General features: G+C 44.4%; 15 protein-coding genes. 7 read left to right on the top strand and 8 right to left on the bottom strand.

Going from position 1 to position 18,217, the window contains the following annotated elements:
• The first annotated feature begins 172 nt into the window (after window positions 1-172).
• From ABIO93_RS16680 to ABIO93_RS16660, 5 genes are all read left to right on the top strand, one after another.
• Complete coding sequence (locus ABIO93_RS16680; RefSeq protein ID WP_348069747.1) at window positions 173-1,300, top strand: Gfo/Idh/MocA family oxidoreductase; 1,128 nt, start codon at window positions 173-175, stop codon at window positions 1,298-1,300.
• Window positions 1,301-1,379: 79 nt separating this feature from the next.
• Entirely contained in the window at window positions 1,380-2,525 is a 1,146-nt protein-coding gene (locus tag ABIO93_RS16675; RefSeq protein ID WP_348069638.1) for a Gfo/Idh/MocA family oxidoreductase, read from the top strand.
• 60 nt (window positions 2,526-2,585) lie between these two features.
• A complete protein-coding gene (locus tag ABIO93_RS16670; RefSeq protein WP_348069636.1) occupies window positions 2,586-2,954 on the top strand; it encodes a four helix bundle protein in 369 nt (122 codons plus the stop codon).
• A gap of 47 nt (window positions 2,955-3,001) precedes the next feature.
• Window positions 3,002-4,054, top strand: a complete 1,053-nt coding sequence (locus ABIO93_RS16665; RefSeq protein ID WP_348069634.1) for a sugar phosphate isomerase/epimerase — start codon at window positions 3,002-3,004, stop codon at window positions 4,052-4,054.
• Between the two features lie 138 nt (window positions 4,055-4,192).
• Window positions 4,193-7,546 (top strand): ThuA domain-containing protein, encoded by a 3,354-nt coding sequence (locus ABIO93_RS16660; RefSeq protein ID WP_348069745.1) that lies wholly within the window; start codon window positions 4,193-4,195, stop codon window positions 7,544-7,546.
• 77 nt (window positions 7,547-7,623) lie between these two features.
• Here the strand turns inward: ABIO93_RS16660 and ABIO93_RS16655 are convergent, their stop codons facing one another.
• The 6 genes from ABIO93_RS16655 to ABIO93_RS16630 form a co-directional block, all read right to left on the bottom strand.
• Window positions 7,624-9,288: a tail fiber domain-containing protein gene (locus tag ABIO93_RS16655; protein WP_348069633.1), complete on the bottom strand. Its 1,665-nt coding sequence runs from the start codon at window positions 9,286-9,288 to the stop codon at window positions 7,624-7,626.
• 254 nt (window positions 9,289-9,542) lie between these two features.
• Window positions 9,543-11,006, bottom strand: a complete 1,464-nt coding sequence (locus tag ABIO93_RS16650; RefSeq protein WP_348069631.1) for a tail fiber domain-containing protein — start codon at window positions 11,004-11,006, stop codon at window positions 9,543-9,545.
• A gap of 246 nt (window positions 11,007-11,252) precedes the next feature.
• Window positions 11,253-12,056, bottom strand: a complete 804-nt coding sequence (locus tag ABIO93_RS16645) for a TIGR02757 family protein (protein ID WP_348069629.1) — start codon at window positions 12,054-12,056, stop codon at window positions 11,253-11,255.
• Window positions 12,043-12,255, bottom strand: coding sequence for a hypothetical protein (locus tag ABIO93_RS16640; RefSeq protein WP_348069627.1), 213 nt, complete (start codon window positions 12,253-12,255; stop codon window positions 12,043-12,045). Before ABIO93_RS16640 ends, ABIO93_RS16645 begins: the two co-directional genes overlap by 14 nt.
• A gap of 19 nt (window positions 12,256-12,274) precedes the next feature.
• Window positions 12,275-13,273, bottom strand: coding sequence for a LysM peptidoglycan-binding domain-containing protein (locus tag ABIO93_RS16635; protein ID WP_348069625.1), 999 nt, complete (start codon window positions 13,271-13,273; stop codon window positions 12,275-12,277).
• Window positions 13,274-13,276: 3 nt separating this feature from the next.
• Window positions 13,277-14,065, bottom strand: coding sequence for a DUF4905 domain-containing protein (locus ABIO93_RS16630; protein WP_348069623.1), 789 nt, complete (start codon window positions 14,063-14,065; stop codon window positions 13,277-13,279).
• A 57-nt stretch (window positions 14,066-14,122) separates the two neighbouring features.
• Between ABIO93_RS16630 and kdsB the strand changes: the two genes are divergently transcribed.
• Window positions 14,123-14,863 (top strand): 3-deoxy-manno-octulosonate cytidylyltransferase, encoded by a 741-nt coding sequence (gene kdsB, locus ABIO93_RS16625; RefSeq protein ID WP_348069621.1) that lies wholly within the window; start codon window positions 14,123-14,125, stop codon window positions 14,861-14,863.
• A gap of 165 nt (window positions 14,864-15,028) precedes the next feature.
• Window positions 15,029-16,594, top strand: coding sequence for a bifunctional response regulator/alkaline phosphatase family protein (locus ABIO93_RS16620; RefSeq protein WP_348069619.1), 1,566 nt, complete (start codon window positions 15,029-15,031; stop codon window positions 16,592-16,594).
• A gap of 77 nt (window positions 16,595-16,671) precedes the next feature.
• Here ABIO93_RS16620 and ABIO93_RS16615 read toward each other — a convergent pair whose 3' ends face one another.
• Together ABIO93_RS16615 and fsa are read right to left on the bottom strand one after the other, a co-directional pair.
• Window positions 16,672-17,349, bottom strand: coding sequence for an ATP-binding cassette domain-containing protein (locus ABIO93_RS16615; protein WP_348069617.1), 678 nt, complete (start codon window positions 17,347-17,349; stop codon window positions 16,672-16,674).
• A 111-nt stretch (window positions 17,350-17,460) separates the two neighbouring features.
• On the bottom strand, window positions 17,461-18,117 hold the full coding sequence (gene fsa, locus ABIO93_RS16610; protein ID WP_348069615.1) for a fructose-6-phosphate aldolase: 657 nt from the start codon (window positions 18,115-18,117) through the stop codon (window positions 17,461-17,463).
• Window positions 18,118-18,217: the final 100 nt, after the last annotated feature.

The following is an 18,217-nucleotide window of genomic DNA, read 5'->3' as shown; positions in this document are numbered from 1 at the left end:
TTCACAGAAAAAACAAATTAAGCGTAATTCTACTGCATTTCGCAATTCCCGAGCAGGGTTTTTTACGCGTTAAATTTATATTTGTAAGAAGTAAGAGTCCTGTATACTACTCTTTATGTTTGTAAAATCTTTTTAAAACCTTAAACCAACTGGAATGTCACGAAAGATCAGAATGGGTATGGTGGGCGGATCCCTTGACGCTTTTATAGGTGGGGTCCATCGCCGTGCAGCGATCATGGATGGAGAAATTGAACTCGTTTGCGGTGCGTTTAGCTCTGATCCCGCCAAGTCAAAAGAGACGGGAAAAGCATTGTACCTCCCTGACGACCGGGTTTACAATGACTTTGAGGAGATGATTTTAAAAGAGAAGCAATTACCTGAGGGAGAGAGAATGGATTTTGTGGCGATCGTAACGCCCAACCACGTTCACCACGCCCCTACCAAGCTTGCCCTTGAAAACGGATTTCATGTAGTTTGCGATAAACCGATCTGTTTAAATACCGCAGAGGCGGAGGAAATTGCTGCATTAGTTGAAAAAACAGGCCTTGTTTTTTGCCTGACCCATAATTACACCGGTTACCCGATGGTGAAAGAAGCGAAGCACATGATCGCTTCGGGTGCTATCGGCGAGATCAGAAAAGTGATTGTAGAATATCCGCAAGGCTGGCTTGCTACGCTTGTGGAAGTAACAGGCAACAAACAGGCTGCGTGGCGTACAGACCCCAAAAGATCCGGTGCTGCCGGTGGCCTGGGTGACATTGGAACGCATGCTGAAAACCTGGCTGAGTACATTACCGGTCTGCACATTACGCAGATCTGCGCTGATCTGACCATTTTTGTAGAGGGCCGCTTGCTCGATGATGATGCCAATATTCTGCTTCGCTTTAACAATGGCGCAAAAGGTATTTTGCAAAACAGCCAGATCGCAAATGGGGAGGAAAATGACCTTAATATCAGGGTTTACGGTGAAACGGGTGGTTTGCAATGGAAGCAAATGGAGCCTAACACGTTGATTCACAAAACAAATCAGGGTGTACGCATCATCCGCACTGGCGTGGGTAACCTATCCAAGGCCGCTCAGGTTAACACACGCATCCCTGCCGGGCATCCTGAGGGCTATTTTGAAGCTTTTGCGAACCTGTACCGGAACTTTGCCATTCATTTGAGAGCGCATTGGGAAGGTCGCGATCCTGATCCCGTATACGATTTCCCGAGTGCCAAGGAGGGCGTTAGAGCGATGAAATTCATCGACGCTGTGATCGCCTCCAATCAGTCGGACACCAAGTGGACCGATTTCTGATCATTATCCCTACTGCCATTATATTCAATGCTTAAACCGCCCCGGCGGATGTTTTTCACCTTTCATTCAATACCCGTTTATGAACAAAATTAAAGTTGGCGTTGTCGGTACAGGTTTCATTGGACCCGCACACATTGAAGCTTTGAGACGTCTTCCTAACGTAGAAGTGGCAGCGCTTTGTGAAGTAACCGCTGAACTGGCCAAAACAAAGGCCGATAGCCTGGGAATTGCCCGTTCCTATACGTTTGATGAGCTTTTGAAACAAGACGATATCCAGGCAATTCATATCTGTACTCCCAATTTCCTTCACTACTCGCAGTCGAAAGCTGCTTTGCTGGCTGGGAAACACGTGATTTGCGAAAAGCCACTTGCCAAAGACCTTGCGGAAGCAGAAGAGCTGGTTGAACTGGCTGCCAAAACCGGATTGGTGAATGCAGTACACTTCAACCTTCGCTACTATCCTTTGGCACGTCAAATGAAATCAATGCGTGAAAAAGGCGAACTGGGAGAGATCTATTCTTTCATCGGTTCTTATCTGCAAGACTGGCTTTTTTACGAAACCGATTACAACTGGCGTCTTGAACCAGACAAATCCGGTGACTCCCGTGCCATTGCGGACATTGGTTCTCACTTAATGGACATCCTGGAATACATTACCGGCCTGAAAACAGTGGCAGTAATGGCTGATTTCAACACGGTTCACCCGACCCGTAAAAAGCCACTTAAAGCAGTTGAAACCTACTCAGGTAAGATGTTGCAACCGGAGGATTACGCGGACGTCCCCATCACAACTGAGGATCATGCCAATGTATTGCTTCGTTTCGACAATGGAAACAAAGGTGTAATTACGGTTTCGCAGGTTTCTGCCGGTCGTAAAAACCGTATGTCCCTGGAAATTTCAGGTTCGAAGAAAACATTTAGCTGGTGTTCTGAATCGCCGAATGAAATGTGGATCGGCAACCGCGATAAGGCCAATGAAATCCTGATGCGTGATCCTTCCCTGGTGAATGAGGACGTACGCTCCACGATTACCTTCCCGGGCGGACACAATGAAGGCTTCCCTGATACGTCGAAGCAAATGTTTAAAGAAGTTTATGCAGCGATCGAACAAGGTAAACAACCTGAAAACCCTACCTATCCAACTTTTGCAGATGGCTATCGCGAATTATTGATTTGTGAGAAGATTCTTGAAAGCAATAAAGCACAGGCTTGGGTAACGATCTAATCAATTTTGAATGATCGAATGAATGAATGATTGAATTACTCTTTAACACACACTGAATTAATGGAGGAAGCTATCGACAAAAATCACTTTGCCAATTTACTACAGAAACGGACGAAAAATTTTGTATTGAGAAGCATAACGGTATTTAAGGCGCTACCGCCTACGGAGGAAGCCCGAATTATCGGAAAACAGTTCCTGAGATCAGCCTCATCCGTTGGGGCCAACTATAGAGCTGTATGTCGATCGAGAAGTCAGAATGAATTCTTTGCCAAGTTGAGTATAACTATCGAAGAGGCTGATGAGTCATTATTCTGGCTGGAAATAATTTCAGAATCTGGTATCCTGCCGGTAGGTAAATTAATGTCATTAATGTCGGAAGCAGAAGAGATAGTCAAAATTTTGTCAAAGGCCCGCAAAAACACAAAGTAGTTCAATCATTCAGTCATTCAGTCATTCAGTCATTCAACATTAATTCTATGAAAACTATAAAAGGACCTGGAATATTTCTTGCGCAGTTTTTGGGCGATGAAGCGCCGTTTAATACACTGGATACCATTGCCGATTACATGGCTGCGCTCGGCTATAAAGGTTTACAGCTTCCTACCTGGGATCCGCGTGTGATTGATGTAAAACAAGCCGCAGAATCGCAAACCTATGCTGATGAGCTTAAAGGCAAATTGGCCGATAAAGGACTGGAAATCACTGAACTTGCGTCGCACATCATCGGCCAGTTGGTAGCTTCCCATCCTGTCTACGACGAAATGTATGACGGTTTCGCGATACCTGAGGTTAGGAATAATCCAAAGGCACGGGCAGAATGGGCAACACAGCATTTGAAATATGTAGCCAAAGCAAGTGCCAATCTGGGACTAAAAGCCAGCGCGACATTCTCAGGAGCATTGGCATGGCCATTCCTTTATCCGTGGCCACAGCGCCCTGCTGGTTTGGTAGAAACTGCTTTTAAAGAACTGGCAGCAAGATGGAAACCTATTTTGGATGTTTATGACGAAAACGGTGTCGATGTAGCCTACGAGCTGCACCCGGGTGAAGACCTTTTCGATGGTTCTACCTTCGAAATGTTCGTTGATTATTTGGGTGGACATACCCGCGCCAATATCAACTACGATCCAAGTCACTTTGTATTGCAGCAACTTGATTATCTGCAATTCATTGACCTGTACCATGATCGTATCAAAGCATTCCACGTAAAAGATGCCGAGTTTAATCCTACGGGAAAACAAGGTGTATACAGTGGTTTTGCGGGCTGGGCCGACAGAGCAGGGCGTTTCCGTTCATTAGGTGACGGTCAGGTTGATTTTGGTAGTATTTTCTCAAAACTATCTCAGTACAATTACGATAGCTGGGCGGTTCTGGAATGGGAATGCTGCATCAAATCACCGGTACAGGGAGCTGCGGAAGGTGCGCCATTCATTGAAGGCCACATTATCGAAGTGACCACAAAAGCATTCGATGATTTTGCCGGAACAGGTGCTGATGAAGCATTTAACCGCAAAGTTTTAGGACTATAATTGTCTTAATAACAAGTATATTAAAAACCTATCGTTCTTATCAACGATAGGTTTTTTCCATTTAACTAACCAATTTCAATTCGAAGAATGAGTAATCCCCTTTACCCTAATTTCCTTAAAAAACTCAGAACATTAAGCATGTTGCTAGTGGCCTGCGCGTGTTTTCAAGCCTTTGCGCAGGTTGTTACGCCAGAAAAACGTGTGCTGGTGTTCTCCAAAACCGCTGGGTTTCGTCATAGCTCTATCCCGGCTGGAAGAACTGCCTTTATTAAACTAGGCCAGGAAAAAGGCTTCGCGGTCGATACTACCGAAAATTCGATCGTTTTTACAGAAAAAAACCTGCAAAAATATAGTGCGGTCATTTTCCTGAATACCACGGGAAATGTCCTCAACGAGAAGCAGCAAGATGCTTTTGAACGCTACATTCAGGCTGGCGGAGGTTACCTGGGCATTCACGCTGCGACGGATACAGAATACGACTGGCCTTGGTACAACAAATTATCCGGTGCGTATTTCGCAAGCCACCCGGGCAATCCGAATGTACAGGAGGGAGAGGCTTATGTTGTGAATGATAACCATCAGTCCATGAAGGATTTTCCTAAGAAATGGAAGATCAAGGATGAATTTTACGACTTCAAAAGTTTCAATCCCAAAGTGACTGTGCTGGTCAAAATTGACGAAAAGACTTATAAAGATGGCAAAATGGGCGATAATCACCCTATGTCATGGTACCACGAATACGATGGAGGAAAAGCGTTCTATACCAATTTCGGGCATGAAGACGCTACCTTCATTGATCCTGTTTTTGTAAAACACCTCACCGGCGGATTGGAATATGTAATGGCCAGCAAACTGGATTATTCAAAATCACGTCCGGAAGAAAATCGTTTTACCAAAAAAGTACTTTCCACCAAGCTTGACGAACCAACAGAACTGGTTGTCCTGGACGATCAGCGCGTCTTGTTTACCGAGCGTAAAGGAAAGCTGAAACTGTATAACCCCAAAACCGGGAAGACCAAAGTAGTAGGTGAAGTACCGGTTTATACCAAGCAGGAATACGGATTAATGGGGCTGAATATTGATCCTAACTTTAAAACCAACAAGCTGATCTATATGTACTATTCGCCGCCATCGACGGAGAAGGATACTGCACAGCATTTGTCACGTTTCAAATATGACGATGTAAAGGATACGCTGATGCTGAGTACCGAGGAGGTTTTACTGACTGTACCGGTTAAAAGAACAGATTGCTGCCACACGGGTGGTTCGATTGCATGGGATAGCAAAGGTAATTTGTATTTGTCGACAGGAGATGATGTAAATCCATTTCAATCAAATGGTTACGGGCCTATCGATGAACGTCCGGGCAGAGAAGGCTGGGATGGACAACATTCTTCTTCAAACACTAACTCACTGAGAGGAAAGGTGTTACGTATTAAGCCTCGTTATGGTGATCGTCGCGCGAACATGCCGGGCGGCACTAATCTATACGATATTCCCGAAGGAAACTTATTCCCTCCCGGTACCGACAAAACTAGATCAGAAATTTATGTAATGGGTACCAGAAACCCTTACCGGATCAGTGTAGACCAGCATAATGGCTATTTGTATTGGGGAGATGTTGGCCCGGATGCTTCCGATGACAGCCCAAAAAGAGGTCCGAGAGGCTATGATGAGGTAAATCAGGCCAGAAAAGCGGGGTACTTCGGTTATCCATTATTCATTGCCGACAACAAGCCTTACATTGATTTCAATTTCGCAGACAGTACTGCGGGAAAACCGTTTGATCCGGCAAAACCGATCAACAATTCCCCGCATAACACGGGTTTACAGGAATTACCAGCCGCACAGCCAGCCTTTATCTTTTATCCCTACGCCGATTCGCCTGAGTTCGGCGCGATCGTAGGCAAAGGTGGCCGTAATGCAATGGCAGGTCCTGTTTACTATGCTTCCGATTTTCAGGACAGCAAGAATAAATTTCCTCAGTACTATAATGGAAAATTCTTTGCCTACGACTGGATTCGTGATTATATCAACATTGTAACGATGAATGAAAAAGGTGATCTGATGAATATTGAGCGCTTCCTGCCTGATACTAAATTCAGTCACCCGATTGATATGCAATTTGCAAACGACGGCTCGTTGTATACATTGGAATACGGGCCGAACTGGTTTGCTCAAAATGATGAAGCCAGCCTGTCCCATATCACTTACAATGCAGGAAACCGCGTTCCGGTGGCTGCGGCTTCTGCGACCAACACGACCGGTGCTATTCCTTTGAAGGTTAATTTTTCGTCCAAGGGTTCGCTGGATTACGATGGGGACGCTATCAAATATGAATGGTCATTTGGCAAGGGATTGCCTAAAAGTACATTGCCAAACCCAAGCTATACCTATACCAAAGCTGGGGAATATACAGCGACATTAAAAGTCACTGACAATGCAGGTAACTCCAATACCTCAGAGGTGATCGTAAGAGTGGGTAATGCAATACCAAAGGTAGATGTTGCGATCAAAGGCAATAAAACTTTCTATTGGAATGATAAACCTGTCAATTACGAAGTGGCAGTGGCTGACAAAGAAGACGGCAGCCTCGCAAATAAAAAGATCCCGGAAGATGAGGTAACGTTGACTATCAATTATCTGGAAGGATTTGATAAAACGCAACTTGCTCAAGGCCATCAGGCCAATACCGGGTTTGAAACAGGTAAGCGCCTTATCGAACTAAGTGACTGCAAAGCCTGCCATTCTAATGAGAAAAAATCCATTGGCCCAGCCTACAAAGATGTGGCTAAGAAATACGCTAGCGAAAGAAACTCGCTCAAAACCTTGACTGACAAAGTTTTGAAAGGCGGTGGCGGCGTTTGGGGAGAACAGGTTATGCCTGGTCACCCCCAGCACAAATCTGAGGAAGTGGAAGATATGGTGAAATACATTCTTTCGCTCGCCAACGAAAAAGGAGTTGATAAAAAGCCTTTGAAAAGCAGCTATGTAACGCAGGGCAAGCAAAAAGACGGTTCCTACATATTCACAGCCAGCTATACCGACAAAGGCAATGGCAAAATGGGCCCGTTGACCGGTTCGAAAACGGTTGCCTTGCGTCCTGCCAAAATCAATGCGAACACCTACGACGACGGAAAGGATGTGGCGAAATTCAAATTACCTACTGGTCCTGAAATAGTACTAGGATCCAAAAATGGCAGCTACATCACTTTTGATGACATTGATCTGACAGGTATTAGTAACATTGAAGTTGCTGCCGGGTTCAGAGATGGAATGACTGCCGGTGGTATCCTGGAGGCTCGTCTTGATACGCCAAACGGCCCAAAAGTAGGAGAAACGAAGGTGTCTGCGGCCGGGAATGTCAACATTCCGGTAAAGACAGCAGATAGCAGTCTGCACAAATTGATTTTTGTATTTAAAAATCCAGATGCAGGTTCGAAGCCGCTCTTTTCGGTTGAGACGATACAGTTTAATGGGGCTGCGATGTAATGTGGCTAGGATATTATAACAACAGCGGGCCTCGAAAGAAGCCCGCTGTTGTTGTTAATGGATTTTGCTTTAAGCAGTTATTCAGTCACAACCATTTTCTTGGCTCCATTGCTTTTACCATCTGTCACAAGGTCATAGATAAATACCCCGCTGCGAAAAGTTTTCGCTGATAGCTTCAATGCGGATTGCCCGCGATCTGTTACCGGATAGGATCCCACCTTTGCTCCGTCTGTTGAATAAATATTTACCACGGCATCCTTAACCGTCTGGGGGATGAAGAAGTTAATTAATGTAGTTTGCGAAAAACCGTTTGGCGCATTTTGCTCCAAAACAACACCATTCTCATTGGGTTCATTACCTAGTTTCGCGGCGGGGTTACCCACTGGTTTCAACGGCCCGGAAGCAATGATCCTTTCCAGTTGTTCCAGTCGTTTCGAAAGCTCGGTAACCTGAGCACTGATTTCCTGAATTTTGGCTTCCTTCTGGTCAATCAGCTCCTGCTGCTCTTTCACCGAATTGATCAGAATGTAGGTAACGGCATTGGCGTCATAATCCAGGTATTCGGTTTTGTTGCCCAGGGAATCCTGGCATACGGAAGAGCCGATGGTGTAGGGAGCAATTTTTTGCATATCTTGTGCGATGATGCCTACGAATTGCTTATCCGACTTCGTACCTGCCTCCCCATTGTACCGAAACTTGACCGGTTTGATTTGTTTTAAAAGATCAAGGCCGTCTGTAAAGTCGGAAATATCCTTTTTCAGCCTTTTATCGGACCAGATAGTCCAGGAAGACGATCCCAGTTTGGCGGCTGAGGAGGTACTAAGATGTAGCTGGTAAGTCGGTGCTGAAATGCCAATCCCTACATTGCTACCATTTCCCAACACAAGACTGTTATCGGCGGTTACTTTTGTATTGGCACCAATTGCTGTAGCATTGATCAAACCGGCACTTCCGCCGGAAGCATAACCGAGATAAGTGTTTTTTTCACCAAACACATTGTCATACCCCGCACCATATCCAAAAAATGCATTATTACTCCCTGTGTTATTATATCCGGCTTTATTTCCTAAAAATGCATTAGCAATTCCGACGATGTTCGAATGACCTGATTCAGAGCCTATGAAAGTATTTAGTTGACCGCTAGTGTTCAGATAGCCGGCGACATGCCCCAAAAAGGTATTTTCCGTACCTGTAAAATTCTCATAACCAGATTCCAACCCGATGAAAGTATTGAAACTGCTAGTATTTTTAAATCCTGCGCGACCACCCACTACAACATTCCCGCTAGCACTATTGGAATAGCCGGCCGCTGTACCAATTGCCACGTTGTCGCCTCCGATTTTATTAAAAAATCCCGCAAAATGTCCCAGAAAGGTATTGTTCATTCCACTGGTATTGCTTTCGCCAGCACTTCTACCCATAAAAGTATTGGCATCCCCCTCAAAGTTTAAAGCACCCGCATAGGTTCCAACAAAAGTATTAGCGGCTCCTGTCGTATTAGAATACCCCGACCGGAATCCCATAAAGGAGTTATTTTGTCCACTGGTATTTTTAGACCCTGACTCGTGCCCTAAGAATGTGTTAAAGCTACCAGTATTCACTTTGCCAGCATCCGTCCCGAAAAAGGCCCTGCCGACACCGGTGGCTCCCGCACCGGCACCAAATTGCGTTTGTGCATTCACTTGATTGACCGAGCAGGCAATCATCATAAGCGCCCCGGCCGTTTTGTACAATTGTTTCATTTTTCTGTCTGTTTTAATTTTTAATAATTGTTTTTCTTCAAGTAACAGTTACAAAGTATGGTATCGAAACTGCCCATGACTATTTGGATGAGTAAGTGGTTCAGTGTAGATTATTTATCGGATGTGGAATCATTACTCAGGCTGTCAAGGTCCAATTACTGAAGTGATTCGATGCTCGTCGGACAATCAATGATACAAACAAAAAAAGGGTCTCGTGAGAAACCCCTTTTTCCTTGCTCGTGCTGAATTGCTACTTATTTTACCAACATCTTTTTAGACCCATTACTCTTGCCATCTGTTATGAGATCATAGATATGGACGCCACTTGTGAACTGGGCCGCAGATAGTTTTAGCTCTCCTTCCCCTCTTTCTTTAATGTTATGGGAGCCAACTTTAACGCCATTCAGCGTGTAAACATTGATTATGGCGGTCTTCACATCCTTGGGGATATAGTACTTGATCGATGTATTTTGAGAAAAGCCGTTAGGAGCGTTCTGCTCTATTCTTGCCGCTGCGTTAGGATCGTCGTTAAGCTTAATTCCTGGTGAAGCTTTTTCCAGTCGCTCCAACCGGGCAATAAGCTCTTGTTGAACTTTCTCCGATTGTACGATTCTTTCAGACATTTCTTTAATCTCCTTATCCTTCTGGTCAATCACTTCCTGTTGCTCTTTCACCGAATTGATCAGAATGTATGTAACGGCATTGGCGTCATAATCCAGGTACTCGGTTTTGTTACCCAGGGAATCCTGATACATGGAAGAGCCTATGGTATAGGGAGCAATTTTTTGCATATCCTGTGCGATGATGCCTACGAACTGCTTATCCGACTTCGTACCTGCCTCACCATTGTACCGAAACTTGACCGGTTTGATTTGTTTTAAAAGATCCAGTCCGTCTGTGAAGTCAGAGATATCCTTTTTCAGCCTTTTATCCGACCAGATCGTCCAGGAAGACGATCCAAGTTTGGCAGCGGAAGAGTTGCTCAGATGCAGCTGGTAGGCGGGCGCCGAAACGCCAACTCCTACGTAGTCGAAGGCGGTCCCCAGTACAATGCTATGCTCTTTTGTCACTTTTGCTCCCGCACCTATGGCAGTCGCATAACTGATATTTGCGTTTCCATCGGCTTCAAAGCCTAGATAAGTGTTGGAGGAACCGTTGAAATTGCTTTTCCCGGCAGAGTATCCCAGAAAAACATTATTAAATCCGAGTGAATTCATCTCCCCGGCTCTATTCCCCAAAAACACATTACGTTCCCCTCCGAAGTTAGAATAGCCGGTCCTATATCCCACAAAAATATTCTGACTTCCCTTAAAACTTTCCTGCCCAGCCTGATACCCTAAAAATGTATTTAATTCTCCGTTCACGTTTTTTGAGCCCGCCATAGACCCGACAAACGTATTCCAGCTTCCATTTTGATTTCCTTTACCGGAAAAGTGGCCCAAAAACGTGTTATGTTCTCCCTGTTTGTTATCATAACCGGACCTACTTCCCAAGGCAGTATTTTGACTGCCACCTGTGTTTTTCATTCCAGACAATGCTCCAACAAATGTATTATCAGCGCCAGTCGTATTTTGGGATCCTGCGTAGGTTCCCACGAAAGTTCCATCTGGCCCCTCCTTTCCAGCTCCCGTTCCCGAAGATGTTGTTTGGGCACTTCCATGAGTGCATAAGCCAGCTACCATCACCATGGTACCGGCAATCCTGTAAATTCGTTTCATTGTCTTATAGTTTAAATGGATGATTGAACCGCATTTCGCGCTCTCAAATCTTCCATTAAAACCAATGTAAACGAAAAGAAACCACTAAAAGGCAGAAACTAACAAGCTATCGGTCAGCCACTTAAAATAGTTTAAATCCAGCAAATGTATTTGATTAAACTATTTTGACCCTGTCAGCTAAATACTTCATAATTTGAATATGTGATAGTATAGGGGACTGTTCGTGATAGCGTTTTTTGCTAATAACTACTTCGCAAATCCTTCAATACCCAGCCCAAACAAAGCAAAGTCGTATTTAACAGGATCATTTGGATCAATTAGTTTGAGCGACGCCGTTAGTTCAACGGCCGTTTGCCAGTCGGTGACCGGGCGTTTGATGAGGCCTAGCAGCCGCGCCACGCGGTCCACATGTACATCGCACGGACATACGAGCTGTGAAGGTTTGATGGTATTCCAGATCCCAAAATCCACGCCTTTTTCATCATTCCTGACCATCCATCTCAGAAACATGTTCAGGCGCTTGCATGACGACTTTCTTACCGGCGTTGCAATGTGCTTGCGGGTACGGGTTGGGAAGTTCTCTGAATCGGAAAACAGCTCATGAAACCCGATCAATGCGTTTTCAATGGTGACGTCGTTTTCCTTTAAATGGCTACTGAAAGCATATTCGAGAGAGGTATGCTGACGATAGTATTGTTGAAAAAAGTGGATAAAATATAGCGTATCGGTAGCATTAAAAGTGCGGTGCTTAAAATTCAGAAACTGTTTCAAATCATTTTCCTGATGATTCATAACGAAATCATAAGGCGCATCGTCCATGAGCTGCGACAGTTCCAGACATTTATTAATGATGGTTTTTCGCTGTCCCCAGGCCAGTACCGCCGCCCAGAAACCCATGATTTCAATGTCCTGTTTTTTGGAAAAACGGTGGGGAATGCTGATTGGGTCAAAAGCAATAAAATCCGGGCGATTATATTGCGCGGATTTTTCTTCTAATAACTCAAAGATGTAGGATGAAATCGTAGGAGCCAATAACTCAGTGCTTGGCATGGCTTCCTCCAAACAGGTAGGCCAGTACTCTTGATATACCTGAGAAAAACATGACGATTCCTGAAAAAACAAATGTAAATATAGCGATGAAGGGATATAGCAATGTGAACATGACGCTCCACAACTTGTATCCGGCCGTATTTTTCAATGCAGCCCTCTCCTCTTCTCTTTTTGACCTGAACTCTGGTGAATGCTTCATAATGTTAATTTTCGGGGCACTACTCTAGATAACTGACTACAGCCCTGAATCGTTTGCTGTTAGGAGAAACTTTTTCAAAAGCGCGGGATGATAATTTGATTACAATATCATCATTAATGCTCGTGTCCGGTATCCTTCCAATAATCCTGACAATGATTTTCTCCTGGTTATATTCATTCAAAACTTCAACCAATGCGCCGATTGGTGCGGTGCGGTGAAGCCCCAGGAATTTACTGGTACTCTCATCAGTTTCAATCACTTCCGCAAGCCCTGACTCAGATTTCTTCTTGCCTTTCACCACTTTCGGCGGAGCTACTTCTTCTACCGGCTTTACTACTTTTTCAGGTACTACGGTTTTAGCTTTCACCGAATCCTTCACCACCGTCGTAATCACTTTCGGAGCAGGAGGAGTCACGACAGCTGTTGCTTTCTCAACCCCTTTTTCGCTTACGATCAGCTCCTGACCATCTTTTAGATTATCGTCCGCCAGATTATTCCATTTACGGAGGTCAGCCATTAACACGCCATATTTTACTGCAACCCGGTACAATGTTTGTCCAGGCTCGACTTTATGCAGGCCATTTGGTGCTACCGAAACTGCTGCTCCGGCTGTTGGGGAGGTAGTGACAGGTGTCGGAATTTGCGTAACTGGCGTATCTACAACCGGTTTCACATCCTTCACCTCAGGCTTCTGTGCCTCTTTCCTTTCTTCCTTTTTTTCTTCTTTTCTAGCTTCTTTTTTTGAAAGCTTAGGAGTGTAAGGGACACGTATCGTTTGCCCTGACTGGATTTGATCGCTCATTCCGGGGTTAGCGTCCCGCAGAGATTGGATTGTGGTTCCGTACTGGCGTACCACCGCAAACATGGTCTGTCCCTGATTTACTCTGTGCAGGACAAATATTTTGCCCCCCACTTTTTCGACTCCTACCGAGTCTATGACATTCATTCCCTTAGCCCGGGCACTCACCATTCCTGTCAACAAACCTGCCAAAAGGGTCAGGCAAAAAATATATTTCATTTATTATGAAAGCGTTAAACTCGAAAACTCGTTATTGTTTTTTAGAAATACCAGCGTTGACGATTTAAGCATCATCGTTGAACTGCCCATCCCATCGCGCTTTTCCGTCAGTTTTTCGTGTAACACAAGCTCCTTCCGGTCCGTCAAAATAAGGAGATACTGAACAATTTTATCTTGCTGGTAAATATAATAAGAAAAGATTATATAGGGTCTTTTCTCCAAATAATCAATGCTTAGCGGAATATGGCCGCCGGTTGTTTCCGTAATAAACGTTGCTAACCTGGGATAATACACATTTCCTTCCTTGTAACGAACTGGCTCGGTTAAAATTATTTCCTCTGAATGTGTATCAGTCATTCCCTGAATGGGCATTAACTCACCGGATTGTGCGTCACACTGCATATATTGAAACTGACCGGCTGACTTCCTGGCTACCTCCAAATGGCTTTTGCCCAGCGGTTGCACAAGTATGTGATCAGGCAACGCCCATAAAAGCCGTCCGTTACTGGCAGCAATAGCAAGCAGGTCGGTAGGTTCAGGAATTTCCGGGTAACGATAATTGTGCAAAAAAATGCGACCGTGGGTGAATGCGGTGAGTGACGTCCACCAATCAGTACCCTCCGGTTCACCCTGCCAAACGAGTTGCTCACGACGGAGATCAATGACGGCAAATGAAACCTTCTTTTCTGAAACGTCGCGTAACTCTATGATCCACTGATCACTATCGGGATCTGAGTCAGGGATCACCCGCCAGATATTTTGTGAAAAGGTATGTGAAAAAAGTTTTTGCAATATTTTAGCTTTATTTTGAAACAAAATTGAGAACAAGATCTTACAAACAACGACCTCGTGCAAATATTAGGAATAATTCCCGCCCGTTACGCTTCTACCCGCTTTCCAGCCAAAGCACTGGTTGACATTGGTGGCAAAAGTATGATCCAGCGGGTTTATGAGCAATCTTCCAAAGCTACGCAACTGGCGGAGGTAATTGTGGCAACAGATGATGAAAGAATCTTCGAACATGTGCTGAACTTCGGAGGAAAGGCGGTTATGACATCGCAGGACCACCATAGCGGTACCGACCGGTGCTTTGAAGCGTTGACCAAAACAGCGGGAGAATATGAATATGTCATTAACATTCAAGGGGATGAGCCATTCATCAGCCCTGAGCCGATCGACAGGCTGGCCCAGGTACTTGACGGTAGCACCGAGTTGGCTACATTGGTGAAAGTAATTGACAATGAGGATATTTTATTCAATGTCAATGTCCCGAAAGCGGTTTTGAATAAAAGAAATGAAGTCATGTATTTTAGCCGCCAGACCATTCCGTACCTCAGAAATGTGGAAACTGACAGCTGGCTCGCTTCCCACACATTTTACAAACACATCGGCATTTACGCCTACCGCGCCGATGTACTCGCCGAAATCACCAAGCTGCCGGTTTCTTCCCTGGAAAAGGCGGAAGCGCTCGAACAATTACGGTGGCTGGAAAACGGATATGCGATTAAAGCTGTTATCACTTCTGACGACTCTCACGGTGTGGATACCCCGGATGACCTCGACCGGGTTACAAAGAAATTTTTGCAATAGGCCATTCAATTGGTATGGATTTTGAGCGATTAAACGGCGAACGTATATTAATGTTTTCAATTTCTTAAAAAACGTTAAAAGCGGTATTTTTATACGACTGGTTGCGATTACCTCGTTAACCTTACATTGTTTTTATAATTTAATTACCATTGAAAAACCACTTATATGCAATATAACATCCTTTGGGCTGATGATGAAATAGACCTTCTTAAACCACATATCATGTTTCTTACCAACAAGGGTTACAATGTGACTCCCGTCAACAGCGGAGCCGACGCCCTTGATCGTATTGAAAATGACCGTTTCGATATCGTTTTCCTGGACGAAATGATGCCAGGTATGACTGGATTAGAAACGCTGGCCCAAATCAAGCAGCAGCAGCCTAACCTGCCCGTTGTCATGATCACCAAAAGTGAAGAGGAACATATCATGGAAGATGCCATTGGTTCCAAAATCGATGACTACCTGATTAAGCCACTGAATCCTAATCAGATACTACTTTCCGTTAAAAAAATCCTGGATAACAAAAGGCTCGTTACAGAGAAAACCACGCTGAGCTATCAGCAGGAATTCCGTAACCTGGCTATGCAGTACCAGGACAGGATCGGCCACGAGGAATGGGCTGATATTTACAAAAAACTCATTTACTGGGAACTGGAACTGGAAAGTTCAGAAGACCAGGGCATGGCAGAAGTGTTTAGTATGCAGAAAAGTGAGGCCAATGCTAATTTCTGCAAGTTCATTGAAGATGAATATGAAGACTGGTTGAATGATCCGCGGTCAGACAAGCCTATCCTTTCGCACCAGTTAATGAAACAAAAGGTATTCCCACATCTGAAAGGATCGGACGAACCATTGTTCTTTTTGCTGATCGATAACTTCCGGTATGACCAGTGGAAAATGATCCAGCCGATTCTTCAGGAGTATTTTAACATTGAGGAAGAATCATCTTACTACTCCATATTGCCGACGACTACGGGTTATGCGAGAAACGCTATTTTCTCCGGCCTGATGCCAAGTGAAATGGAGCGCAAGCATCCGCAATGGTGGGTAAGCGACGAAAATACACCTGACGGCGAAGAAGGGCTTAATAACCACGAGCACGATTTCCTGCAAAAGCAGCTTGAAATGAACCATTTCAACATTAAATCGTCCTATCACAAAATTTTGAATACCAATCAGGGAAAATCGCTGATCGACAATTTCAATAACATGCTGAATAATCAGCTGAATGTGGTAGTCTATAACTTTGTGGATATGCTGTCCCACGCACGTACCGACGTGCAGATGATCAAGGAATTGGCGCCAGATGAAGCAGCGTACCGTTCGATCACCAAATCATGGTTTCAACATTCTCCCCTGCTTGACTTTATCAAGAAGGTAGCGGAAAAGAAATGCAGGCTGATACTGACTACCGACCACGGAATGATCCGCGTTCAGAAACCGGTGAAAATCATCGGCTATCGTGAAACGAATACAAACCTGCGTTACAAGCACGGTAAAAACTTGGGCTTCGACGATAAAAACCTGATGGTATGTCGTAAACCGGAACGTATATTTTTGCCAAAACCACACGTTTCCACTTCTTACGTGTTTACGAAAGAGGATTATTTCTTTGCCTACCCCAACAATTACAATCAGTATGTGAACCTGTATCGCGACACATTCCAGCATGGCGGGGTATCACTGGAGGAAATGATTATTCCAATTATAGATTTGAAAGCCAAATAATATTGAATAAAGCACAAAAAAATAGCTCAGACGATTCTGAGCTATTTTTTTGTGCTAGTTTTTTTGTCCTAGTATTTTCAACCTTCGATCACATTCCCGTTTTCGCATTTCAGTACACGGGCTGGGAATCTTTTCAAAAAGTCATGGTTATGCGTGGCCATTAGTATCGCAGTTCCGGCATTATTAATGGTTCTGAACACCTGCATAATCTGATCCCCCACTTCCGGGTCAAGATTACCGGTTGGTTCGTCGGCCAACAATATCCTGGGCTCATTCAACATGGCACGGGCAATGACTACCCTTTGCTGCTCTCCTCCCGAAAGTTGGTGCGGCATTCTTTTCTGGGCAGTACCCAGTCCTACCTGCATTAAAACCTCTGCAATACGTTTGGATATTTTCGCCTGCTGTTCCCAGCCGGTCGCTCTCAGCACAAAAGCAAGGTTATCTTCAACGGAACGGTCAGAAAGCAACTGAAAGTCCTGAAACACGATACCAATACGGCGACGCAGGAATGGTACATCGGCTCTTTTGATATTATGCAACTCGTAACCCGCTACTTTGGCAGATCCCGTGTGAAGCCACAAATCGGCATAAAGCGTTTTCAGAAGAGAACTTTTACCACTACCAGTCCGTCCGATCATATAGACGAACTCGCCGTTCTTTATCTCAAAATGTACATCGTTTAAAACAGGCCGTTCGCCCTGATATATATCCGCCCGTTCCAGTACGACTATTGGCTCTGTTGACTCTGTCATAGTAATGTAAAAGTGGTATTAAAAGGAGTGGCGTCTGGCCAACCTGATTGTCACACTGAGCGCAGTCTAAGTGCCTGCACTTAGACTGCGCTCAGTGTGACAATGTCATTATTAAGAATTCCCTTTTTTGTAATCAGAAAGGAATTTTTCAAGACCTAAGTCAGTAAGCGGGTGCTTAAGCAATTGCTCCATCGCGCTCAAGGGACCTGTCATGACATCCGCACCAACTTCTGCGCATTGGATAATGTGCATCGGGTGACGAACAGACGCAGCCAGTACCTGTGTTTCAAAACCGTAGTTTCTATAAATGGTCAGGATTTGCTCGATCAAAGCAATACCGTCCGTTGAAATATCGTCCAGACGGCCAATGAATGGAGAAACATAAGTTGCACCAGCCTTAGCAGCCAAAAGAGCCTGCCCTGCAGAGAAAATCAATGTACAGTTGGTACGAACGCCTTTTGTCGAGAAATATTTAAGCGCTTTAACACCTTCTTTGGTCATCGGAATTTTCACAACAATTTTATCGTCGATCTCGATCAACTCTTCTCCTTCACGAATCATTCCAGCCAGATCGATAGAAATTACCTCAGCACTTACATCTCCATCAACGATATCGCAAATAGCTTTATAATGACGCATGATGTTATCCTTGCCTGTAATTCCTTCCTTAGCCATTAATGACGGGTTAGTAGTAACGCCATCTAATATACCAAGTTCGTGTGCTTCCTGAATTTCCTTCAGGTTAGCAGTGTCAATAAAAAATTTCATATTGGGAATTGATTGGTTAGAATATTCCACAAAAGTAGAAAACCCTGGATAAAAGCAAAAAGAAAGAAGAAATTAGAACTGGAAGGGAACAAAAAAAGGC

The sequence above is a fragment of the Dyadobacter sp. genome (assembly GCF_039919315.1).
Taxonomy (GTDB): Bacteria; Bacteroidota; Bacteroidia; order Cytophagales; family Spirosomataceae; genus Dyadobacter.
Note: the sequence above shows the minus strand (reverse complement) of the source record. Positions and strands in the feature narration are given on the sequence as shown.